Annotated in this window: 24 protein-coding genes; 7 read left to right on the top strand and 17 right to left on the bottom strand. The window is 71.9% G+C overall.

Annotation, left to right across the window (positions count from 1 at the left end):
• Positions 1-15: 15 nt before the first annotated feature.
• Complete coding sequence (locus DEJ35_RS00630) at positions 16-837, bottom strand: alpha/beta fold hydrolase (RefSeq protein ID WP_110859457.1); 822 nt, start codon at positions 835-837, stop codon at positions 16-18.
• A 209-nt stretch (positions 838-1,046) separates the two neighbouring features.
• Here DEJ35_RS00630 and DEJ35_RS00625 point away from each other — a divergent pair, with 209 nt between their 5' ends.
• Both DEJ35_RS00625 and DEJ35_RS00620 read left to right on the top strand, forming a co-directional pair.
• The gene (locus DEJ35_RS00625; RefSeq protein ID WP_111123191.1) at positions 1,047-1,613 is read left to right on the top strand and encodes a hypothetical protein; all 567 of its coding nucleotides are present in this window, start codon (positions 1,047-1,049) and stop codon (positions 1,611-1,613) included.
• A gap of 9 nt (positions 1,614-1,622) precedes the next feature.
• Positions 1,623-2,216, top strand: coding sequence for a TetR/AcrR family transcriptional regulator (locus DEJ35_RS00620; RefSeq protein WP_111123190.1), 594 nt, complete (start codon positions 1,623-1,625; stop codon positions 2,214-2,216).
• Positions 2,217-2,276: 60 nt separating this feature from the next.
• Here the strand turns inward: DEJ35_RS00620 and DEJ35_RS00615 are convergent, their stop codons facing one another.
• The 4 genes from DEJ35_RS00615 to DEJ35_RS00600 are packed head-to-tail and all read right to left on the bottom strand — an operon-like array spanning position 2,277 to position 4,930.
• Positions 2,277-2,537 carry a type II toxin-antitoxin system RelE/ParE family toxin gene (locus DEJ35_RS00615; RefSeq protein WP_017885834.1) on the bottom strand — a complete coding sequence of 87 codons (261 nt, stop codon included), beginning with the start codon at positions 2,535-2,537 and terminating at the stop codon, positions 2,277-2,279.
• Positions 2,534-2,794: a type II toxin-antitoxin system Phd/YefM family antitoxin gene (locus DEJ35_RS00610; RefSeq protein ID WP_258376278.1), complete on the bottom strand. Its 261-nt coding sequence runs from the start codon at positions 2,792-2,794 to the stop codon at positions 2,534-2,536. The genes DEJ35_RS00615 and DEJ35_RS00610 overlap by 4 nt, the downstream gene beginning before the upstream one ends.
• A 28-nt stretch (positions 2,795-2,822) precedes the next feature.
• Positions 2,823-3,335, bottom strand: a complete 513-nt coding sequence (locus tag DEJ35_RS00605; RefSeq protein ID WP_071245560.1) for a methylated-DNA--[protein]-cysteine S-methyltransferase — start codon at positions 3,333-3,335, stop codon at positions 2,823-2,825.
• The gene (locus DEJ35_RS00600) at positions 3,332-4,930 is read right to left on the bottom strand and encodes an AlkA N-terminal domain-containing protein (protein WP_111191869.1); all 1,599 of its coding nucleotides are present in this window, start codon (positions 4,928-4,930) and stop codon (positions 3,332-3,334) included. Before DEJ35_RS00600 ends, DEJ35_RS00605 begins: the two co-directional genes overlap by 4 nt.
• A 231-nt stretch (positions 4,931-5,161) precedes the next feature.
• Here DEJ35_RS00600 and DEJ35_RS00595 point away from each other — a divergent pair, with 231 nt between their 5' ends.
• Complete coding sequence (locus DEJ35_RS00595) at positions 5,162-5,764, top strand: molybdenum cofactor biosysynthesis protein (RefSeq protein ID WP_258369840.1); 603 nt, start codon at positions 5,162-5,164, stop codon at positions 5,762-5,764.
• Positions 5,765-5,903: 139 nt separating this feature from the next.
• On the opposite strand, the gene DEJ35_RS00590 is transcribed toward DEJ35_RS00595, so the two are convergent.
• The 5 genes from DEJ35_RS00590 to folE form a co-directional block, all read right to left on the bottom strand.
• The gene (locus DEJ35_RS00590) at positions 5,904-6,446 is read right to left on the bottom strand and encodes a type 1 glutamine amidotransferase domain-containing protein (RefSeq protein ID WP_111191868.1); all 543 of its coding nucleotides are present in this window, start codon (positions 6,444-6,446) and stop codon (positions 5,904-5,906) included.
• 446 nt (positions 6,447-6,892) lie between these two features.
• Entirely contained in the window at positions 6,893-7,546 is a 654-nt protein-coding gene (locus tag DEJ35_RS00585; protein WP_111191867.1) for an HAD-IA family hydrolase, read from the bottom strand.
• 102 nt (positions 7,547-7,648) lie between these two features.
• The gene (locus tag DEJ35_RS00580; protein WP_258376276.1) at positions 7,649-8,398 is read right to left on the bottom strand and encodes a pyrimidine reductase family protein; all 750 of its coding nucleotides are present in this window, start codon (positions 8,396-8,398) and stop codon (positions 7,649-7,651) included.
• Positions 8,395-9,309, bottom strand: a complete 915-nt coding sequence (gene folP, locus DEJ35_RS00575) for a dihydropteroate synthase (RefSeq protein ID WP_111123185.1) — start codon at positions 9,307-9,309, stop codon at positions 8,395-8,397. Before folP ends, DEJ35_RS00580 begins: the two co-directional genes overlap by 4 nt.
• The gene (gene folE / locus DEJ35_RS00570) at positions 9,306-9,917 is read right to left on the bottom strand and encodes a GTP cyclohydrolase I (protein WP_111123184.1); all 612 of its coding nucleotides are present in this window, start codon (positions 9,915-9,917) and stop codon (positions 9,306-9,308) included. Before folE ends, folP begins: the two co-directional genes overlap by 4 nt.
• Before the next feature lie 157 nt (positions 9,918-10,074).
• Here folE and DEJ35_RS00565 point away from each other — a divergent pair, with 157 nt between their 5' ends.
• Positions 10,075-11,550, top strand: a complete 1,476-nt coding sequence (locus DEJ35_RS00565; RefSeq protein WP_110892847.1) for an NCS2 family permease — start codon at positions 10,075-10,077, stop codon at positions 11,548-11,550.
• A gap of 199 nt (positions 11,551-11,749) precedes the next feature.
• Here the strand turns inward: DEJ35_RS00565 and DEJ35_RS00560 are convergent, their stop codons facing one another.
• On the bottom strand, positions 11,750-12,202 hold the full coding sequence (locus DEJ35_RS00560; RefSeq protein ID WP_017887957.1) for a hypothetical protein: 453 nt from the start codon (positions 12,200-12,202) through the stop codon (positions 11,750-11,752).
• A gap of 132 nt (positions 12,203-12,334) precedes the next feature.
• Between DEJ35_RS00560 and DEJ35_RS00555 the strand changes: the two genes are divergently transcribed.
• Both DEJ35_RS00555 and DEJ35_RS00550 read left to right on the top strand, forming a co-directional pair.
• Entirely contained in the window at positions 12,335-12,601 is a 267-nt protein-coding gene (locus tag DEJ35_RS00555; protein ID WP_110859447.1) for a hypothetical protein, read from the top strand.
• A 26-nt stretch (positions 12,602-12,627) separates the two neighbouring features.
• Positions 12,628-13,143, top strand: a complete 516-nt coding sequence (locus DEJ35_RS00550) for a DUF1697 domain-containing protein (RefSeq protein ID WP_111123238.1) — start codon at positions 12,628-12,630, stop codon at positions 13,141-13,143.
• 107 nt (positions 13,144-13,250) lie between these two features.
• On the opposite strand, the gene DEJ35_RS00545 is transcribed toward DEJ35_RS00550, so the two are convergent.
• The 3 genes from DEJ35_RS00545 to DEJ35_RS00535 all read right to left on the bottom strand — a co-directional run bounded on the left by DEJ35_RS00545 (position 13,251) and on the right by DEJ35_RS00535 (position 17,556).
• Positions 13,251-14,018 (bottom strand): SDR family NAD(P)-dependent oxidoreductase, encoded by a 768-nt coding sequence (locus tag DEJ35_RS00545; RefSeq protein WP_110859446.1) that lies wholly within the window; start codon positions 14,016-14,018, stop codon positions 13,251-13,253.
• 186 nt (positions 14,019-14,204) lie between these two features.
• On the bottom strand, positions 14,205-16,715 hold the full coding sequence (locus tag DEJ35_RS00540) for a glycoside hydrolase family 65 protein (protein WP_111123183.1): 2,511 nt from the start codon (positions 16,713-16,715) through the stop codon (positions 14,205-14,207).
• A 73-nt stretch (positions 16,716-16,788) separates the two neighbouring features.
• Positions 16,789-17,556, bottom strand: coding sequence for an HAD family phosphatase (locus tag DEJ35_RS00535; RefSeq protein ID WP_111123182.1), 768 nt, complete (start codon positions 17,554-17,556; stop codon positions 16,789-16,791).
• Positions 17,557-17,755: 199 nt separating this feature from the next.
• Between DEJ35_RS00535 and DEJ35_RS00530 the strand changes: the two genes are divergently transcribed.
• Complete coding sequence (locus DEJ35_RS00530; RefSeq protein ID WP_111090904.1) at positions 17,756-19,111, top strand: APC family permease; 1,356 nt, start codon at positions 17,756-17,758, stop codon at positions 19,109-19,111.
• A gap of 71 nt (positions 19,112-19,182) precedes the next feature.
• On the opposite strand, the gene DEJ35_RS00525 is transcribed toward DEJ35_RS00530, so the two are convergent.
• The 3 genes from DEJ35_RS00525 to hxlB all read right to left on the bottom strand — a co-directional run bounded on the left by DEJ35_RS00525 (position 19,183) and on the right by hxlB (position 21,227).
• Positions 19,183-19,905: an alpha/beta hydrolase gene (locus DEJ35_RS00525; protein ID WP_111090903.1), complete on the bottom strand. Its 723-nt coding sequence runs from the start codon at positions 19,903-19,905 to the stop codon at positions 19,183-19,185.
• 123 nt (positions 19,906-20,028) lie between these two features.
• Positions 20,029-20,652: a 3-hexulose-6-phosphate synthase gene (gene hxlA / locus DEJ35_RS00520; protein WP_027466791.1), complete on the bottom strand. Its 624-nt coding sequence runs from the start codon at positions 20,650-20,652 to the stop codon at positions 20,029-20,031.
• 11 nt (positions 20,653-20,663) lie between these two features.
• Positions 20,664-21,227 carry a 6-phospho-3-hexuloisomerase gene (gene hxlB / locus DEJ35_RS00515; protein WP_071406216.1) on the bottom strand — a complete coding sequence of 188 codons (564 nt, stop codon included), beginning with the start codon at positions 21,225-21,227 and terminating at the stop codon, positions 20,664-20,666.
• Between the last annotated feature and the right edge of the window lie 58 nt (positions 21,228-21,285).

Below are 21,285 nucleotides of genomic sequence, written 5' to 3'. Positions count from 1 at the left end.
CTCATCCTCTCGCAGTCAGCTGCTGGGCGAGGCGATCCGGCTCCGGACGCGGTCGATCAGGGCTCCGAGGGCCGCCGGGGCGGGGACGTGTCCCTGCCCGGGCACCTCGGCGTACTCCGAACCGGGCACCGCGTCGACGAGGGCGCGGGCCGCACGACGCATCCACTCGAGTCCGTCGCCACCGGCACCGACGAGCACCGGCACACCCACGGCGGCAGCGACCCGCTCGGGCACGGCGAGGCCGTTCAGCACCCGGACCTCGCGGCTGAGCACGTGGGCGTCGACGACCAGGGAGCGCCAGAGCGACCCCTTGAGCCGCAGTGCCGTGACCTGGCCCATCGGGACCCCGAGCACCTGGGTCAGGAAGCCGCGGACGGCCTGGGCCCGCCGGCCGGCACCGACGTGTTCGTCGAGCAGGTCGGCGAACACCACGTCGTCGGCGTGCGGGTCGACCGAGGCGCGGTACGGCGGTTCCCACAGGACGGCGCCGTCGACGGGCAGTCCGGTGGCGAGCCCGTGCAGGACGACACCGGCGCCGACGCAGATGCCGACGGCGGTGGTCGGTGCGCCGATGCTCTCGACGACGGCGCGCAGGTCGTCGACCTCGCGCTCGATGGCCCACGTCGCCGAGTCACCGCTTGCACCGCGGCCACGGCGGTCGTAGGTCACCACGCGGTGCGTCGAGCCGAGCTCGGCGACCACGCGGTCGAGGTACGGGGTCCCCCGGTGGTCGAAGGCACCGCCCACGACGACGACCGCCGGCCCGTCCCCTGCCTCGGAGACGGCGATGGTGGTGCCGTCGGAGGAGACGACCGTTCGGTCGACTGGAGGGAGCATGGGGTCCTTTGCGAGCTGTCGACGGCGATGCGTCGGGCCTCGGAGGGGACCGTGCGGATTACCGGTCCTCCGAGTGTCGCAGGCGTGCGAGTCCGTGTCTCCCCCCGCTTCCAGGGGCAGAACCCCACGCTCGACACCGTGGTGGTCGCCGTGTCATGCTGTTTGAGCACACCTGTACTCAACACTCACCGCCGCTGCAACGGGGAACCATGACACTCATCGCCATCGTCGCCTGCGAGATCGCCTTCTGGGTCGCGATCCTCGGCGGCCTGACCACCCGGTACCTGCTGCGACGGCCGCGGTCGGGAGCGGCGATGCTCGTCGCAGCGCCCGTGATCGATGTCGTGCTGCTCGCGGTCGTCACGGGCGACCTGCTCGGCGGTGGGACCGCGTCGTGGCACCACGGACTCGCGGCGATCTACATCGGCTTCTCGGTCGCGTACGGGCACCGGATGATCGCGTGGGCGGACGTCCGGTTCACGCACCGGTTCGCCGGCGGTCCGGCACCGGAACGCCTGAGCGGACGGCGGTACACGGCCCGGTGCTGGGGCGACGTGCTGCGGACCGCGCTCGCCGTGCTGATCGCCGGCGGGATCATCGGCGGACTCGTCCTCGTCGTCGGGGACCCGGAGCGCACGAACGAACTGCAGGGCACGGTCGCGCTGCTCGGGGTGGTGCTGGGCGTCGAACTGCTGTGGGCGATCAGCTACACGATCTGGCCACGCCGGGCCACCTCCGCAGCCGCGAGCCCGGCCGGAGCAGCGAGCCGGCCGTAGGCTGACCCGGTGTCCCGCCGTGTCGACCTCGAGGAACGGGGATCCCTGGTGGCCGCGGCCTGCCTGCGGATCCTGGAGCGGGACGGCCTGAGCGCGCTGTCGGTGCGGAACGTCGCGGACGAGGCCGGCATCGCTCCCGCATCACTCCGCCGTGTGTTCCCGACGCAGGACGCCCTGCGCGAGCACTGCCTGATGATCATCGAGGAACGGGTCACCGCTCGGCTCGCCGCCCTGCGTTCGACGGGTCGGGCGCTCGCACTGGACGTCCTCGCCCAGGTGCTGCCGCTCGACGCCGAGCGCACGACCGAGATCCTGGCTCAGGTGCAGCTCGGCGTGCTCGCGCGCACCGACGAACACCTGGCCGCGAGCGCCCGACGCCTGAACGACGGGGTCAGCCGGGTGTGCACCCGGGCGCTGGAGATCCTGCGTGAGGACGGCAGCTTCGGCGCCGGTCGCGACCTGACCGACGAGGCGGACCGGCTGCACGCGCTGATCGACGGGCTGGCGATCGAGCACACGTGGGACCCGACGGCACGTGCGCCGGAGCGGGTCCTGGCGCTCGTCGAACTGCACGTGGACAGCCTGCGCGGCGCGATCGCCTGACGGCTGCACGCTGCCGACTGCTGGCTGCCGCCTGCCGCCTGCCGCCTGCCGCCTGCCAGCTCAGCGATCCCGGTAGACCTCGCGCCGGTGCCCGGCGTCGACGACCACCACGACGAGCTTGCCGTCGTCGATCCGGTAGATCAGTCGGTAGTCCCCCGAGCGGACTCGCCACCCGGGCCGGTTCACGAGCTTGCGTGCGGCGGGCGGCCGGGGGTGCTCGGCGAGGATGGCGAGGAGCCCCTCGATCCGCCGCCGCCCGTCGAGCGGGAGCTTGCGGATGACGCGTTGCGCGGCCGGGATGACCTCGACCGAGTACGTCACCCGAGGCCGAGTTCGCGCTTGAGGTCGTCCCACTCGACGTTCTCGCCACCGATGCGGGCGCTCTCGGCGACGGCTTCGTCGTAGGCGACCAGGTCGTCCAGGTCCTCTGCCGCCTCGAGCAACCGGTCGAGGACGGCCGCATCGACCACGGCGGCGACGCGCTTGTTGCGCCGGGTCAGGTACACGGGTTCGTGTCGGGCGTCGTCGATGATCGACGCCAGACGGCCACGGGCTTCGGAGATCGACACTTCGTTCACCTGTACATTCTAGAGCGTTTTGTACAAGTCAGACGAGTGCCGTGGTGCCGACCGACTCTCGTTCGAGCAGGGACCGCTTGACGTCGAGCCCCCACGCGAAGCCCCCGAGCGTGCCGTCCGAGCGCAGCACGCGGTGGCACGGGACGAAGAGCGCCGGGGCGTTCCGGGCGCACACGCTCGCCGCCGCCCGCACGGCGTCGGGCCGGCCCATCGCCGCCGCGAACCCGGTGTAGGTCAGGGTGCCGCCGGCGGGGATCCGGCGGAGCTGGCGCCACCCCTCGGTGAAGAGCTCGGTGCCGAACTGCCGGACCGGTACCTGCATGGCGTGCTCGACCTCGCCCGAGTAGAAGGCGTCGACGGCCTCGGCCGAGGCGACCACGCCGTCGAGCACGCGGTCGGGGCGGTGACGGTCGGCCAGGCGGGCGAGGATCCGCTCGACGGAGTCGGTCCACCCGGAGGCGAGGACCCTGCCCTCGGCGTCCTCGAGCACGGTGAACGGCCCGTCGGGGGTGTCCAGGGTCTGGATGGTTGCGTCGGTCATCGGTCGTCCTTCCGGGGGTCCTCGGGGGCACGGGTTGCACGGGCGCCGGCGGTCGCGGTCATCGCGCGGTCGATGATCGGTCGCCAGCAGTGCATCGTGAGGTAGCTCCGCCAGGGGGCCACCTGCTCCGACCATAGGGAGAGCTCACGCGCCGTACCGGGCAGCCCGAGTTCCTGTGCACCGTTCCGCACCGCGAGGTCGCTGTGGAGGACGATGTCGGGGTGGTGCCGGACCCGGAGCGCGACGTAGTCGGCGGTCCACGGCCCGATGCCCTTCACGGCGAGGAGTCCGTCGCGCAGGTCACCGAGGGACTGCCCACCGTCCACCACCAGGGACCCGTCGGCGAGCGCAGCAGCCACCCGCAGGATCGTGTCGACGCGAGCGGCCGGCCCGCGCAGGACCTCGTGCCCGCGTTCGGCGATCACCACCGCCGACGGGAACAGCAGCCCGCCGGGCCGGATGGCGTCCGGCACCGTCGCTCCGAGTGCGGCCACGAGCCGGGTCTGCGCGGTGCGCGCCGCGGCCACCGAGACCTGCTGCCCGATCAGGGTGCGGAAGACGATCTCGTGCGCGTCCACCGCGCCGGGGAGCCGGAGACCGGGCACTCGTGCGACGGGTCCGGCGAGCTCGGGCACGGCTCCGAGGACGGCGTCGACGGCGACCGGGTCGGCGTCGAGGTCGAACAGCGCCCGGACCCGCGCCACGAGGGACGGCAGGTCGGAGAGGTCGGAGACCCGCACGCGCAGGTCGATCCCGGTGCCCCGCCCGGCCACGTCGGGGACGGCGGCCGATGCGCTGAACCAGCCCGGGCCTCCAGGCAGGTCGACCAGCCGCCCGTACGACGTGACCCGGCCGGCGGGGTCGGCGTCCACCTGCTCCGTGCCCGGCAGGGCGTGCAGCGCGTGCCAGTCGAGCAGGCCCTGCGCGTCGAAGGGTGCCCGGGCCGGCAGGTGGACGTGCAGTGCGCCGTCACCGACGGAGCCGCCGGTGGCGACGTCGCCTCGCCCGGACCGGCGTGCGCGGAGTTCGGTCGGGGTGACGGCGAAGACCTCGCGCACGGTGTCGTTGAACTGTCGGACGCTGGCGAACCCCGCGGCGAACGCGACGTCGGCCACGGGCAGGTCGGACGAGGTGAGCAGGGTCCGCGCGGTCTGCGCCCGGTGCGCCCGGCTGAGCGCCTTCGGCCCGGCACCCAGCTCGGCCGTCATGATGCGGTTGAGCTGCCGCTCCGAGTAGCCCACGCGTGCGGCGAGCCCGGGGACACCGTCGCGCTCGACGACACCGTCGAGGACGAGTCGCATCGCCCGGCCGGCGACGTCCTCGCGCAGGTCCCACTCGGGGCTGCCGGGGGTCGCCTCGGGCAGGCAGCGCTTGCAGGCGCGGAAGCCGGCCAGGTGCGCTGCGGCGCTCGTGCGGTAGAAGGTGACGCCCGAGGCCTTCGGCGTGCGGGCCGGGCAGCTGGGCCGGCAGTAGATGCCGGTGGAGTGCACGGCGGTGACGAACTGGCCGTCGAAGCGCGCGTCGCGCGAGGCGACGGCGCGGTGCCGTTCGGCGTGCAGCGCGTCGGGCTGCGCGTCGGAGTCCGGGCTGGTCATGGGCTCAGCCTGACATGCGCCGCCGACGCCGACTGGCGGGAATCGGACGGAGCAGTGCACGGCCGGGCGGGCCACGACGCCGGCGTCTCGTCGAGACGCCGCCACGCGCGCGAGACGCCGCCCGATTCCGCGGCGTTCCGCCGGGAACACGGCGTCCCGGCAACACGACGGCGTGTCACCGCAGGTGGACGGAGCAGTACGGGGCCGGGAGGCCCGGCTAGCGTTGGCCGCGTGACTCCCGCAGACGACGTGGCCGGTCTCGGCGACCGGGCCGGTCTCGACGACCTGCCGTTCCGCACCGAGGTCGAGGTCGCGCTGCTGCTCGTCTCGCCGCGGCACCGGTACGAGGGGCGCCCGGCCGACGGTGCACGGCCGGTGGGCGCGGACGATCCGGACGAATCACGCGACCGGATCGAGCTGCGGGCCGGGCTGGGCATCGTCGGCGACCGGTACTTCGCGGCCCGCGCGCACGTGCACGCGTCCGTCACCCTGATCGGGCTGGAGGGGCTCGAAGCCGTCGGCCAGGCGATCGGTGCCACCGTCGACCCCGCTGCGACCCGGCGGAACGTGTTCCTGCGGGGTGCCGACGTCGAGGCCCTGCGGGGCGAGTCGTTCTCGTTGGAGAGCGTGACCCCGGACGCCGGTAGCGGGCCGGTCCGGTTCCGTGGCTACCGTGCGGCGAACCCCTGCGCCTGGATGGACCACGAGGTGGCCCCCGGGGCGTTCCGGGCGATGCGCGGCCGGGGCGGCGTGCGGTGCGACCCGGAGTCCGACGGTGTACTCACCCTCGGACCTGCGGTGCTCCGCACGGCCCGCCCCGTGGCGCTCGCCTGACGCGGTCGCGCCGCGACAGGACGAGCGTCCTGCGCCGGCCGAGACTCGGCTCGGCGGACACACCGTCGGCGTCCGGGGGCGCATCGTGTCCGGCAGGCCGAGACCCGGCTCGGCGTCGAGACGCTCGGCGGCGCGGTGCTCAGGCGGTGAGGGCGCTCTCGATCGCGTCGACGAACGCCGGCAGGTCGTCCGGGGTGCGGGAGGTGATGAAGCCGCCGTCGACCTGGACCTCCTGGTCGACCCACTCGGCTCCGGCGTTGCGCAGGTCGGTCTGCAGCGACGGGAACGACGTGACGGTCTTGCCGGACAGCACGCCCGCCTCGACGAGGGTCCACGGGCCGTGGCAGATCGCCGCGACCGGCTTGCTCGCCTCGGCGAAGGCCTGTACGAGCGTCGCTGCACGGGACTCCTGGCGCAGGGTGTCGGCGTTGATCGTGCCGCCGGGGATCACGAGTGCATCGAAGTCCTTGGCGTCGACACTGGCGATGGTGGTGTCCGGCTCGAGCGTCTGCCCCGGGTCCTTGTCGCCGACCAGCGTCTGGATCGTGCCGGTCTCCTTCGCCGCCACGGTCACCGAGGCACCGCGCTCACGCAGCTGCTCGGTGGGGACGACGATCTCGTCCTGCTCCACGCCGTAGTTCGTCGTGATGACGAGGACCTTCTTGCCGTCGAGGGTTGCCATGATCGCTCCTTCCGCGGCCCGGTCGTTCCGGCCACACACCCGAGGGTCGTCGGCGTCGGCTGGGTAGGCGCGCAGGGGCGGCTCGGGGTCCGGTCGGGTGGTCGCAACTCCCCGCTCACGTCCGCCGGGCGGTCGCAAGGCGTCGGCTGGCGGCGGCGCAGCCGACGGTTCCTGACCACTCGGCGCGGGCCGGGCGGGGTGTCCGGACCGGCGGGCGAGGCGTCGTGGACGCGCCCGCCGTCGGCCTGGAGGCACGGTGCGGGCCGGCCACGGGCCTCCAGGCCGCCATCCGGCCGGTCGCAACTCCCCGCTCACGTCCGCCGGGCGGTCGCAAAGCGTCGGCTGGCGGCGGCGCAGCCGACGGTTCCCGACCACTCGGCGCGGGCCGAGCGGGGTGTCCGGACCGGCCGGCCGGCGGACGCGGGCGGGCAGGACGGGCGCCGCGCTCAGCCGTGGATGCGGAAGGCGTCGCCGTCGGGCTCGACGGTCAGGCCGTCGTACCCGTGGACCCGGTGCAGGCCGGCCGTCACCGGGTGATCGAGGGGACCCACGACGACCGTGGTCGCGCCGGAGGCGATGGCGGACTCGAGTCCGGCGGGGGCGTCCTCGAACGCCACGCACTCGGCCGGGTCGACGCCGAGCAGAGCGGCACCGCGCAGGTAGCCGTCGGGGTGGGGCTTGCCGTGCTCGACGTCCTCCGAGGGCACGAAGGCCGCGGGCACGGCGAACCCGGCGGCCGCCATCCGACCCGCGGCGAGGTCGCGCGGGGCGCTGGTGACGAGCGCCACCGGGACGTCGAGCTCGACGAGTCGCTGCACGAAGGCGACGGCACCGGGGATCTCGAGGATGCCCTCGGTGCTCGCGGTCTCCTCGGCGACGAGCTCCGCCGCGATCCGCTGCTGCTCGGCGAGGGGCAGGTCGGGCAGGAAGCGCCGCAGGGTGTCGATCGCCTGCCGCCCGTGCGAGAACGCGAGGATCTCGTCGGGGTCGATGCCGTTCGCGTTCCCGAACCGGGTCCAGGTCGCCTCGACCACCGCGGTCGAGTCGACGAGGGTCCCGTCCATGTCGAAGAGGACCCCGGACGCCACGATGTCGATCACGCGCCCGACCCTAGCTCACGGGCCCGACCGTCCCGCGGTCCGCGCGCGAGCGGTGTCAGCGCACCCGCGGCGCCAGCGCAGGCGGTGTCAGCGCGGGCGGGGTCAGCGCGCCCGGACGTACCGGGTGAGCAGCACGCCGTCGGTGCCGAGCAGCACGTGGGCCGGTCGCATCCGCCGGAGTTCCGGCGACGACCCCCGGGCGATGCGCGGCCCCTCCCCGCCCTCGAGCGACGGGTCGATCGTCAGGGTCAGCTCGTCGACGGCGTCCGCGGCGATGAGTGCCCCGAGGAACGACGGCCCGCCCTCGCAGTGGATCGTCCCGAGGCCACGGTCGGCCAACAGCCCTCGGATCCGTCCGGCGTCCACCGAGTCCGGGTCGTCGTCCGCGCTGCAGGGCACGACGTCGGCGACCTCGGCGAGCGCCCGGCCCGTCGGCGAACCGGCCGCCGTCGCCGACGTCAGGACGATCGGGCGCACCGGCGCCTCGGTGAACACCCGAGACCCCGGGTCGAGCGACAGCGACCCGGTGACGATCGCGAACACGGGGTGGTCCGGCATGCCGTGGGCCCGCCGCCAGGCGACGTCGGTGTCGTGCAGGACCATCGGCCCGTAGCCCTCGTCACGGACGGTGCCGGCGGCGACGAGCACGACGTCGGCCACCCGCCGGAGCAGGTCGAAGACGCGCAGGTCGTCGTCGCCGCCGAGCGCCCCGGACACCCCGGCAGCCGAGGCCGAACCGTCCAGCGTCGCGACGAAGTTGACCCGGAGCCAGGGGTCGCCGGCGTCGGCGGTGTAGCGCTCGAGCAGGTCGTCGTCGGACAGGTCCGCGATCGACGGGGGCAGGACGTTCACGTGTTGTGCCTCGATTCCACCGGGGTGCGCCATCCGAGCGTGGCCTCGACCATGCGCATCGCGTCGACGCTCTCGGCGACGTCGTGCATGCGGACGATCCGGGCGCCGAGCATCGCGCTCACGGTCGCGACCGCGAGCGATCCGGAGAGCCGTTCACCGCGGGGGCGCCCGAGCGACTCCCCCACGAAGTCCTTGTTGGACACCGCGGCGAGGACCGGGTAGCCGAGCGCGACGACCTCGGGCAGCCGACGGGTGAGCTCGAGGGTGTGCACGGTGTTCTTGTGCAGGTCGTGGCCGGGGTCGACGATGATCCGCGACTCGGGGATGCCCGCGGCGAGCGCCCGGTCGACCCGTTCGCGCAGGAACGCGACGACCTCGCCCGCGATGTCGCCGTACTGCGGCGGTGCCGGCAGGGGCCGTCGGGGTTCGGCGAGCGAGTGCGTGATGACGACGGTGGCGTCGGAGTCGGCGACCACGGCGGCCATCCGCGGGTCGGACAGGCCGGTGGTGTCGTTGACGACGGTCGCCCCGGCTGCGATCGCCGCCGCGGCGACCTCGGGACGGAAGGTGTCGACGCTGATGACGACGTCGGACTGCTGGGCGAGCTGCTCGACGACGGGCACGACACGGTCGATCTCGTCGGACGCGGGCAGTTCCGGACCGGGGGCGAACTTCACGCCGCCGATGTCGACCCAGTCGGCACCCTGCTCGGCGGCGCGCACCGAGGCGGCGACGGCCCGGTCGAGCTCGAAGGTGGCGCCGCGGTCGTGGAACGAGTCGGGCGTGCGGTTCACGATCGCCATGACGGCGATGCGGTGGTCGAAGTCGATGGTGCGGCGGCCGAACGTCCGGACCGGGTGGCGCAGGTCCGGCACGACCCAGCCGGGTCCGGCCGCCTGGAGGCCCGTCATGCGTCCGCCCCGGCACTCGCATCCTGCCCGGCATCCGTCGCACGCCCCGCGCCGATGAGCGCGATCGCCTCGGCCCGTCCCGCGGCTTCGGCCAGCGAACCGGTCGCCGCCACCGTCACGGTCGTCGAACCGGTCTGGCGCTCCCCACGTGTCGTGACGCACTGGTGCTGCGCGTCGAGGACCACCAGGACGCCCTCGGCGCCGAGCCCCTCGGCGATGGTCGCGGCGACCTGTTCGCCGAGCCGCTCCTGCAGCTGCGGGCGGGAGGCCACCGCGTCGAGCACCCGTGCCAGCGTGCCGAGCCCGATGAGCCGGTCGCCCGGCGCGTACGCCAGGTGCGCGACCCCGAGGAACGGCAGCAGGTGGTGCTCGCAGACGGAGCGGAACTTCACGTCCCGGACGATGACGAGCCGACCGCGCTCACCGTCCTCGGCGTGCACCGTGCCGTCCCGGGCGATGGCGACCGCGTCGGTGCCGATCCCGGAGAAGAACTCGGCGTACGAGTCGGCGACACGGGCGGGGGTGCGGGTGAGTTCCGGGCGGTCGGGATCCTCGCCGATGGCGAGCAGCAGCTCGCGGACGGCGGCCTCCACACGGGCGCGGTCCATGGGTGACGTCACCCGCTCATCCAACACCAGCCATGGCCGGAGAACGCGGGCAGACGCCCAGCGCGAGGTGCGCGATCCGCGTGGAACGGGCCTCCCGGCGGTCGCAACCTGTGAGACCGGTGTGACACGCCCGAAACCCAGCGTCCTTTAAACTCTCGTGGTGAGCGCCCCGCAGACCGACACCACGCCCCGGAACCGCTTCGCGACCGGCCTCGATCGATTCTTCTCCATCACGCAACGCGGATCGTCGATCCCCCGCGAGGTCCGCGGTGGCCTCGTCTCGTTCGTGACGATGGCGTACATCGTGATCCTGAACCCCCTCATCCTCGGTGGGTTCAGCGCCGACCAGGCCGCCAAGGACGTCTCGGGCGGATGGCTCGAGAACGCTCAGGTGGCCGCGGCGACCGGCCTCGTCGCCGGCGTCATGACCATCGCGATGGGCATCATCGCGAACCTGCCGTTCGGCATCGCCGCGGGGCTCGGGATCAACTCGTTCCTCGCCGTCAGTGTCGTGCAGCAGGTCACCTGGGCCGAGGCGATGGGCCTGGTCGTCATCAACGGTGTGATCATCGTGATCCTCGCGTTGACCGGCATCCGGACGATGATCTTCACCGCCGTCCCGGCCCAGCTCAAGGCGGCCATCACCGTCGGCATCGGCCTGTTCATCGCGTTCATCGGGCTCGTCGACTCCGGCTTCGTGCGGTCCTCCGGGCTCGCGTCGCCGCCGCTGCAGCTCGGCGAGGACGGCTCCGTCGGCGCCCTGCCGACCATCGTCTTCCTGATCGGCCTGATCATCATCGGCACGCTCATGGCCCGCCGGGTCAAGGGTGCGCTGCTCATCGGCATCGTCGCGACCACGATCATCGCGATCATCCTGCAGGCGATCTTCCAGGTGCCGACCTCGGTCGACTCGAAGACCGGCTGGAACCTCAACGCCCCCGGCCTGCCGAGCGCACTGTTCGCCGTGCCGGACCTGTCGCTCGTCGGTCACGCCGACGTCTTCGGCGCCTTCACCCGCATCGGCCCGCTCGCCGCGTCGATGCTCGTCTTCACCCTCGTCTTCACGAACTTCTTCGACGCCATGGGCACCATGACCGGTCTGGCCAAGGCCGCCGGTGTCGCGAAGCCGGACGGCACGTTCCCCCGCCTGAAGTCGGCGCTCGTCGTCGAGGGCGTCGGCGCGATCGCCGGTGGTGGCGCGTCGGTGTCGTCGAACACCGTCTTCATCGACTCGGCCTCCGGCATCGGCGAGGGCGCCCGCACGGGCATGGCCTCGGTCGTCACCGGCCTGCTGTTCCTGGCGTCGATGTTCCTCACGCCGCTCACCCAGGTCGTCCCGCTCGAGGTCGCCGCCGCCGGGCTCGTCGTCGTCGGGGCGCTCATGGTCGCGCAGGTCGCGGACATCTCGTGGTCGGACTTCGGCTCGGCCCTGCCGGCCTTCCTGACGATCGTCGTCATGCCGCTGACCTACTCGATCGCGAACGGCATCGGCGCCGGCTTCATCAGCTGGGTGCTCATCAAGCTGCTGTCCGGCCGTGGCCGTGAGGTCTCGTGGCTGCTCTACGTCGTCGCCGCGGGCTTCCTGCTGTACTTCGCGCGGGGGCCGCTGGAGGCGCTGCTCGGCGTCGGCTGAGCCATTCGTTCGGGCCTTCCTGGGCCGGTTCGCTCGGGCCTGGCGCAAGACGCCGTCGTGTCATCGAGACGCCGCCGAATCCGGCGGCGTCTCGACGTTTCCGGGGCGTCTTCCGCAGGACGCCGGCGTCTTCGCCGGCTGGCGTCAGCCGCGTCGGCCGCGTCGGCCGCGTCGGCCGCGTCGGCCTGGAGGCCCGTGGTCAGTCCGGCAGGTCGCTCGGCGTGGCCTCGTGGTGGCGCTGGTCCTGGGTGCGACGGTCTTCCTTCATGCCCGCCTCGAACAGGTGGCGGCGGCCCTGCACGAGCTCGTCGCGCGCGGTGCGCTCGAGCTCCTTGGCGAGGGCGTAGTAGCCGTCGTCGTAGTCCTCGACGATCTGGAACGTCCAGCGGCCCGCGATGACGTTGCGGCCCACGAGCTCGGTGTCGATGCGCTCGGCGAGTTCGGTGTGCCCGGCCTTCCGCAGCTGCTCGACCGCCTCACCGAGGTTCAGATCAGCGGTGCCGGTCAGGCGGTGGAACCCGTAGAGCAGGCCGCGCGCGTGCTCGATGACCTCGACCGCGGCGGACAGGCTGCCGAGCGCCTCGACCGTGGCCTCGGACACCCCCTCGGGAACCTGGTGCTGCGCGTCGGGGCCCTGTGCGTCGTTCGTCATGGGTCCCGTCTACACGACGGCTGCTGCGTCGTTCGAGGGTTCGTCCGCGACCCGCCGTGGTCGACAACCGTCGGTTGCGACGTCGGAGGTCGACACCTACCATTCGAACACACGTTCGAACGAGGAGACCCGATGATGATCACCGACACGGCTGCCACGGTGTGGTGGTCCGGAGGCACACCGACCCGCCTGGTGTGGGCAGGGCAGCGGTGGCGGGTGAGCGACACCCCGACCCGACTGACCGTCACACGGGCCGAACTGCCCACCGCCATCACCCACGCGCCGGAGCGGACCGTGGGATGGCGATTCCAGGCGACCAGCGACCTCGACGGCGAGTCGCTGGTGGTCGACATCGTGCCGCAGGGCTCCGGCTGGGGCGTGGCCCGGACGTGGACGTGATCGCCGCGGACCGCTACCGTCCGGACATGGACAGGTGGGTCGCGCTGCTGCGCGGGGTCAACGTGAACGGCATCACGATCAGGAGCGCGGACCTGGCGGAGCTCTTCCGGGAGCTCGGGTTCGACGATGTCCGGACCGTGCTCGCCTCGGGCAACGTCATGTTCAGCGCCGACGCGCCCGCCGAGCCGCTGAAGACGTCGATCGAGCAGGGGCTGCGCGACCGGTTCGGGTACGACGCCTGGATCGTGCTCGTCCGGCACGACGCCCTCGCGGCCGTGGTCGACGACTTTCCCTTCGAGCATGCCGACGAACGGCACGACTACGTCGTGTTCGGGTCCGACGACGGTGCGCTCGACGCCTTGATCGAGGATCTCGAACTCGATGACTCGGTCGAACGGATCGCACGCGGAGCCGGCGTCGTCTACTGGTCCTGCCCGAAGGGCTCGAGCACCGACACCGTGTTCGCGAAGCGGGCCGGCGCCGCACGCTTCAAGCGCACGACGACGACCCGCAACACGAACACCCTGCGGAAGCTCCTGTGACGCTCGTGCACTCGAAGCGAGCCGAGACTCACGCCCACGGACGATCCGGACGTCCCTGACCGCCCGAAGTGTCCGCTGGGCCGAGTCTCCGCCGACGCCGGGGTGGCTCAGGCCTGCGGCGGCTGCCCGTTGCTCGCCATGGTGCCGCCGTCCACGGGCAGGACCGCACCCGTGATGAACGAGGCCGCGTCGCTTGCCAGGAACAGGATCGCCTCGGCGACCTCGGCAGAGCGACCCCCGCGGCCGAGGGCGATGCGCTCGGTGAACTTCGACTGCAGGGCCTCGTCCTCCGCCTGCTCCTGGGTCAGGTCGGTCCAGATGAGCCCCGGAGCGACGGCGTTCACGCGCACGCCGAACTGCCCGTTGTCGAGTGCAGCGGCCTTGGTGAAGTTCGTCACGCCACCCTTCGCCGCGTTGTACGGACTCATCCGCCAGTCGGCATCCTCACCGGAGACCGACGAGGTGTTGACGATCGACCCCTTCGTCTCGCGGAGGAACGGCAGGGCCGCCCGGGTGCCGTAGAACACACCGGACAGATCGGTCTCGATGACCCGGCGCCACTCGTCCGTGCTGATGTCGGTGATGTCGCCCGAGCTGAAGGTCCCGGCGTTGTTCACCAGGACGTCGACCCGGTCGAACCGGTCGATCGCCGCGTCGACGACGGTCTGCCAGTCGTCGGGGCTCGCTACATCGGCGTGCAGCGCCACCACCCGGTGGGTGGGCAGCGAGTCCCCGACCGCGCGCACCTTCTCGTCGACGCTGTCGGTCAGGACGACCGACGCGCCCTCGTCGATGAACGCCCGCGCGGTCGCCTCGCCGATACCGGACCCCGCGCCCGTGACGATCGCGACCTTGCCCTCGAACCGGTTGCCCATGATGTCTCCTCTCGTTGCACGAACCGTGCCCGGGGAGACGCCATCGACCCGAGGGGCACGGCAGACCACGGTGCCCGGGGCCGACTGGACGCGTTCGGAGGCGCCAGGAACGCCCCGGGATGCAGGTCGCCCCGGCCCCGCGAGGCGGAACCGGGGCGACGTGCGACTGCAGCGCAGGTACCGGCGTCAGCCGGTCGAGTCGTCGAGGTCGAAGTCGCGCTCCAGGGAGATCGTCGGGATCGACGCGGTGATGACCGAGCCGTCGGCCCGCAGCGTGCCCTGGATGTCGCTCGTGGTCGGGGCGTGCCCGGACATCCGCGGCCCGTGGTGCGGCAGCGGCACCACGGTGGGCTCCCCCGCCTCGATGTCCCACTGCTGGTTGTGCACCCACACCGTGAAGCCCGAACCGGTCTCGACCGTGAGCGTCATGGCTTCCTGCTCCAGGTCCACCCGGACCCGCGATCCGCGCACCGTCAGCCGGTAGGACAGACGGTCCCAGTGCTTCGGCAGCCGCGGGTTGAAGGTCATCCGACCACCGTGGTCGCGCATGCCACCGAAGCCGTTGACGAGCGCACCCCAGATGCCACCGGTCGACGCGATGTGCACGCCGTCCGAGGTGTTGCCGTGCAGGTCCGCCAGGTCGACGTAGAGCGCGGTCTGGAAGTACTGGTCGGCGAGGTCGTGGTACCCGACCTCGGCCGCCATGATCGACTGCACGACCGCGGACAGCGTCGAGTCACCGGTGGTGAGCGCGTCGTAGTAGTCGAAGTCGCGACGCTTCTCGGCCGCCGTGAACTCGTGCCCCTGCAGGAACAGCGCGAGCACGACGTCGGCCTGCTTGAGCACCTGGAACCGGTAGATCACCAGCGGGTGGTAGTGGAGCAGCAGCGGGCGCTTGGACTCCGGGGTGTTCTCGAGGTCCCAGAGTTCCTTGTCGAGGAACTGGGCGTCCTGCGGGTGGATGCCGCGGTGCGGGTCGAAGGGGATCTCCATCGACTCGGCGGCGTGCTCCCACTCGACGAGCTCGTCGGGCTGCAGACCGGTCCGGCGCACCATGCGGTCGTACTCTTCGGCGTCGTCGGCAGCGAGCTCGCGACAGGCGTTGACGGCGAACCACAGGTTCGCCCGCGCCATCACGTTCGTGTAGAGGTTGTCGTCGACGACGGTCGTGTACTCGTCCGGCCCGGTGACGCCGTCGATGTGGAACTTCTTGTCGCCGTTCGACCGCCAGAACCCGAGGTCGGCCCAGAGCCGGGCGGTCTCGACGAGCACGTCGATGGCTCCGCGCTTCAGGAACTCGCGGTCGCCCGAGGCCCGCACGTACTGCATGAGCGCATGCGAGATGTCAGCGTCGATGTGGTACTGCGCGGTGCCGGCGGCGTAGTAGGCGCTGGACTCTTCGCCGTTGATCGTCCGCCACGGGAACAGGGCGCCGCGCTGGTTCAGCTCGCGGGCCCGAGCCCGCGCCGCGTCGAGCATGTTGTAGCGGAAGCGCAGGGCGTTCCGGGCGACGATCGGCGCCGTGTACGACAGGAACGGCAGGACGTAGATCTCCATGTCCCAGAAGTAGTGGCCGCCGTAGCCGGACCCGGTGACGCCCTTCGCGGCGATGCCGTGGCCGTCGGTGCGGGCGGTGGCCTGCGCGAGCTGGAACAGGTTCCAGCGGACGGCCTGCTGGATCGCGGGCTGGCCGGCGATCTCGACGTCGCTGCGGGCCCAGTAGTCGTCGAGCCACTCGCGCTGCTTCGCGAAGGTCTCGTCGACGTTCTCGGCGTGCGCGCGGTCGAGCGTGCGGTCGCAGCGGTCGGCGAGCTCGCGCACGGGCACCCCGCGGGAGGTGTGGTAGACCACGTGCTTCACGAGCCGGATGGGCTGCCCCGCGCGGGCCTGCACCCGGTAGACGTGCTTCGCCAGGTCGTCGTCGATCGACGACGACTCGTCCCAGCTGTTCTCGGTCTCGATGTGGTGCTCGACGCCGACGCAGATCGTCATGCCGGAGCTGGACGCCTGGTACCCGAGGACCGAACGGCCGCCGGTGCTGCGCTTGAGCTTCGGCACGAGCACCCGCTCGGTGAACGCCTCGGCCTTGCGGGGGTCGAAGGCGTTCGCCGCGGCCCGCATGCCGGCGTGGTACTCGTCCTGCACGTCCTGGCGGTTGAGGATCTGACTGGACAGCAGGATCGAGGCGTCCGCGTCGAGCACGGTGACCTCGTAGTCGATGACGGCGAGGTGCCGGTCGGTGAACGACACGAGCCGACGCGCCCGGATGAGCACCCGCTTGCCGGACGGCGTCGACCACTCGGTCTCGCGGAACAGGTAGCCGCCGCGGAACTCCAGCCTGCGCGTGTGCCGGAGGATGTCGGCCTCGGCCAGCACGAGCGGCTCGTCGTCGACGTAGAGGCGGATGACCTTGGCGTCGGGCGCGTTGATGATCGTCTGCCCGGTCTTCGCGAAGCCGAAGGCGTCTTCCGCGTGCCGGATCGGCCAGGTCTCGTGGAACCCGTTGATGTACGTGCCGTACTGCACGCCGCCACGGCCTTCGTCGAGGTTGCCGCGCAGGCCGAGGTACCCGTTGCCGACGGCGAAGTTCGTCTCTGCGACGCCCTGCTCGTCGGGGGTGTACTCGGTCTCGACGAGTGCCCACTCGTCGATCGGGTAGCGGACGCGGTCGAGGGGGTCCGAGGTGATGGGGTTCATGCTGCTCCGTGGGAAGGGAGGGAGGTGGGTGCGTCGGTGCGGCCGGCAGGCAGGGAGTGTCCGGCCGGGTGGCCTACGTCGTGCTGGTGGCCGGTGCGGGCAGCTCGTCGATGAGTTCGGCGAGGTCGGACACCACGACGTCGGCACCGTGCTCGCGCAGGGCGTCCGCCCCGGCGCCGCGGTCGACACCGACGACGAGACCGAACGAACCGTTGCGGCCGGCTTCGACCCCGCTGGTAGCGTCCTCGACCACGACGCACTCGGCGGCGGTGAGCCCGAACCGGGTTGCCGCGTCGAGGTAGGTGTCGGGCGCGGGCTTGCCGGTCAGGCCGTCCTGGCGCGCGACGAGCCCGTCGACGACCACCGGGAACCGGTCGAGGATGCCCGCCGTCCGGAGCACCGAGGTGGCGTTCGCCGAGCTCGAGACGACCGCGACGGACAGTCCGGCGGCGATCGCGGCGGTCAGGAACCGCAGCGACCCCGGGTAGGGCTCGACGCCGTGCTCGTCGAGTTCCGCGGTGAACTCCGCGTTCTTCCGGTTGCCGAGCCCACACACGGAGTCGGTGTCGGGTGCGTCGTCGGGGGTGCCCTGCGGCAGCTCGATGCCGCGCGACTCGAGCAGCGAACGCACGCCGTCGTAGCGGGGCTTGCCGTCGATGTAGGTGAAGTAGTCCTGCTCGGTGTACGGCGCGACACCGTGTGCGGCCAGGTACGGCGTGAACAGCCGGCTCCAGGCGCGCATGTGGACGTCGGCGGTCGGGGTGAGCACGCCGTCGAGGTCGAACAGGAGTGCGCGCTGATCACTGAGTCGCGCGGGCGTGCGCTGGTCCTGCGTCGTCATCTGCGGTCCTCCGGGGACTGGTGGTGGACGAATGGCTCCCGCCGAGTCTAGGACCGCTCCAGTCGGCACGTCCGGAGGCGCTGCGCCCTGTGGAGGGTGTTCACCCGCACCTCGGTGTGGAGGAGCACGGTGACCACGATCCACCTGTGAGTGCTCGGAGACACGCACCGGCACGCTGACCCGGACGAAAGGCACCACCATGACCAGCGACACCACGGCCGCACCCCACGACGGTACGCAGTCGAAGCTCCGCCAGGCGATCACCGGCCCGCTGCTGTACCTCTTCATCCTCGGCGACGTGCTCGGCGCCGGCATCTACGCCCTGATGGGGACCCTGTCGAAGGACGTCGGCGGCGCGCTCTGGGCACCGCTCGTCCTCGCGCTGCTGCTGGCCCTGCTCACCGCGGGTTCCTACGCAGAGCTCGTCACGAAGTACCCGAAGGCCGGTGGCGCCGCGGTCTTCGCCGAGCGCGCGTACAAGTCGCCGATCGTCTCGTTCCTGGTCGGCTTCAGCATGCTCGCGGCCGGTGTCACGAGCGCCGCCGGACTGTCGCTCGCCTTCGCCGGCGACTACCTCGGCACCTTCGTCGACCTGCCGCCGGTCCCCACAGCGATCGTCTTCCTCGCCCTGATCGCGTGTCTGAACGCCCGGGGCATCTCCGACTCGCTCAAGAGCAACGTCGTGATGACGATCATCGAGGTGTCCGGCCTCGTCATCGTGATCGTCGTCGTCGCGGTGATGCTCGGCGGTGGCGGCGGTGAGGTCTCGCGCATCGGGGAGTTCCCTGCCGATGCGAACCCGGCGCTCGCGACCCTGAGCGCAGCGATCGTCGCCTACTACTCGTTCGTCGGCTTCGAGACCTCTGCGAACATCGCGGAAGAGGTCCGCGAACCCCGCCGCGTGTACCCGAAGGCCCTGTTCGGCGCCCTCGCCACGGCCGGCGTCGTCTACGTCCTCGTCGCACTCGCGAGTTCCATCGCCCTCCCCGCCTCGGAGTTGTCCGAGTCCAGCGGCCCGCTGCTCGCGGTCGTCTCCGCCACCGGCGTCCCGATCCCCGACTGGGTCTTCAGCCTCATCGCCCTGGTCGCCGTCGCGAACGGCGCGCTGCTCACGATGATCATGTCGAGCCGCGTGACCTACGGCATGGCCGAGCAGCGGCTCCTGCCCGCCCTGCTCGCGAAGGTCCTGCCGAACCGCAAGACCCCGTGGACCGCGATCGTCGCCACCACGATCGTCGCGATGCTCCTGACCCTGGTGGGCGACGTGGGCGTGCTGGCCGAGACCGTCGTGCTCCTGCTGCTCTTCGTGTTCATCAGCACGAACGTCGCCGTCCTGGTGCTCCGCCGCGACCACGTCGAGCACGACCACTTCCGGGTCTGGACGTTCGTCCCGGTGCTCGGGGTGCTGTCGTGCATCCTGCTGCTCACGCAGCAGAGCGGACAGGTCTGGCTCTACGCCGCGATCCTGCTCGCCGTCGGCGTGGTCCTGTACTTCGTCGCCCGGTTCACCGGGCGCCGTTCCGGACGCGACCACGAGGCGGGCGTGATCCACTGACGTCGCGCACCACGGGCCTCCAGGCAGACCGTCTGGAGGCCCGTGGTGCGTCCGCCGGTCCGCCCGGGTGATCAGCGCAGGTCGCGCACCCAGGCCTCGATCGCGTCCGAGATCTGCTGGCGGGCATCAGCACGGCTGATGGTCGCCGTGCGGTCGCCTGGCTGGTCGCCGTAGGCGCCGAAGTCGGCGTGGTTCGAGCCCTGGATCTCGGTCATGGTGGCGGTCGACGGCAGCTTGTCCCGCGCGGCGTCGACCTTGGCCGGGGTCGACAGACCGTCACGCGAACCGGAGACGCTCAGCACGTCGATGTAGGAGCGGCTGATGTCGTTCGCGCAGTAGCTGCCGAGCAGCAGCAGGCCGTCGGCGTCCTGGGCGAGCTGGCACGCGCGGACCCCGCCGAGGGAGTGCCCGCCGACCGCCCAGCGGGTGACGGAGGGTGCGTGGGCCTCGAACGTCGCGAGGGGCCGCGTGTCGAAGAACGCGAGGTTCAGCGTCGGCTTCGTGATGACCACCGTCGTGCCGTTGGCGACCATCTGCCGGAACGTGGCCATGTAGGCGTACGGGTCGACCTTCGCGCCGGGGATGAAGACGATCCCGACCCCGTCGGCCTGGCCGGTCGGGGTCATCACCACCGAGTCACCGGCGTCCCGGACCGCGATCCGGTCGTCGCGCCAGACCTGCAGGGCGGCGCTGCGGGTGCCCTGCATCACGATGTGCGCCCAGACGAGGAACACCACCGCGATCAGCACGACGACGGCGACGATCCAGGTGGTCCAGCGCAGCGCTCGGTTCATGTGGCCACCGTACGGCGTATCCGGACGGCGGCGTTCGCTTCGTGAGCAGGAATGGTCGGGTGCGACGTGCACACCCGACCATTCCTGCTCACGATGTCGCCCGGGAAGGGCGACCGGGACGCGCTACTTGATGGCGGCGCGGATCTCGGCGGCTGCTGCGCCGACGTCCGAGGCGCTGTAGATCGCGCTGCCGGCGACGGCGATGCGGGCACCGGCCTCCTGCACCGAGGCGACCGAGGACGCGTTCACGCCGCCCGCGATCGAGAACGGGACGCCCGACTCCTTACCGGCGTCGAGCAGCGTCGAGAACGTGAAGCCCTCTTCGGCCTGCTCGTCGAGCCCGGCGTGGACCTCGACGAACTCGGCGCCGAGTGCGACGACCTCGCGGGCACGGGCGGCCTTGTCGGAGACGCCGATCAGGTCGACGACGATGCCCTTGCCGTGCTTCTTCGCGGCCTTGACGGCACCGACGATCGTCGAGTCGCCGGCGACACCGAGGACGGTGACCAGGTCGGCACCGGCCGAGAAGGCGATGTCGGCTTCGAGCTCACCGGCGTCCATGGTCTTGAGGTCGGCGAACACGATCTTGTCGGGGTGTGCTTCCTTGATCGCGGTGACGGCGGACAGGCCGGCGCTCTTGATCAGGGGCGTGCCGAGCTCGAGGACGTCGACGTGCGGCGCGGCCGCGGCGGCGAGCTCGAGGGCGGCTTCGGTGGTCAGGGTGTCCATGGCGAACTGGAGCTGCATGGGTGTGCCTTTCATTCGAGGTTGGCGTGACGGGGCCAGAGGTCGTCGGCGGACTGCCCGCCTCGGGTCCACAGGGCGTGGAACACGGCGTCGCCCACCAGGGCGACCGCCTGTTCGAAGAGGCCACCGGCGTACTGGGCCGAGGCGGTGCCGGAGCGGTCGGTCTTCGTCGCGGCGGGCAGCACGATCGTGACGTCCGCCAGCTCGGAGAGCGGGGAGTCGTCGGTGGTCGAGAGCGCCACGACGGATGCGCCGACCTCGTGCGCGGTGCGCGCGGCCTGCACGATGCCGGTGGTCGTACCGGAGCCGCTCGCGACGAGGAGCAGGTCACCCGGACGGATGGCCGGGGTGGTGACCTCGCCGACGACGTGCGCGTCGAGGCCGAGGTGCATGAGGCGCATCGCGGTCATGCGGAGGGCGAGTCCGGAGCGACCGGCGCCGTGGACGAACACCCGGTCGGCGCCCTCGATCAGGTCGAGTGCGCGCTGGGCCGGGGCATCGTCGAGGCGGGCCGCCAGGTCGCCGACCTCGCGGACGACCAGGTCGAGCGCTGCGGAGACGGTGGTTGCTGCCATGCCCTCGATCCTTCCGTCGCGCGCCTCGGCACGCCGCTACCCGCCCCGGCAGGGACCC

Origin of the sequence: Curtobacterium sp. MCPF17_051 (genome assembly GCF_003234595.1) — a bacterium.
Taxonomy (GTDB): Bacteria; Actinomycetota; Actinomycetes; order Actinomycetales; family Microbacteriaceae; genus Curtobacterium; species Curtobacterium flaccumfaciens.
This window is presented reverse-complemented; position numbering and strand designations above follow the sequence as displayed.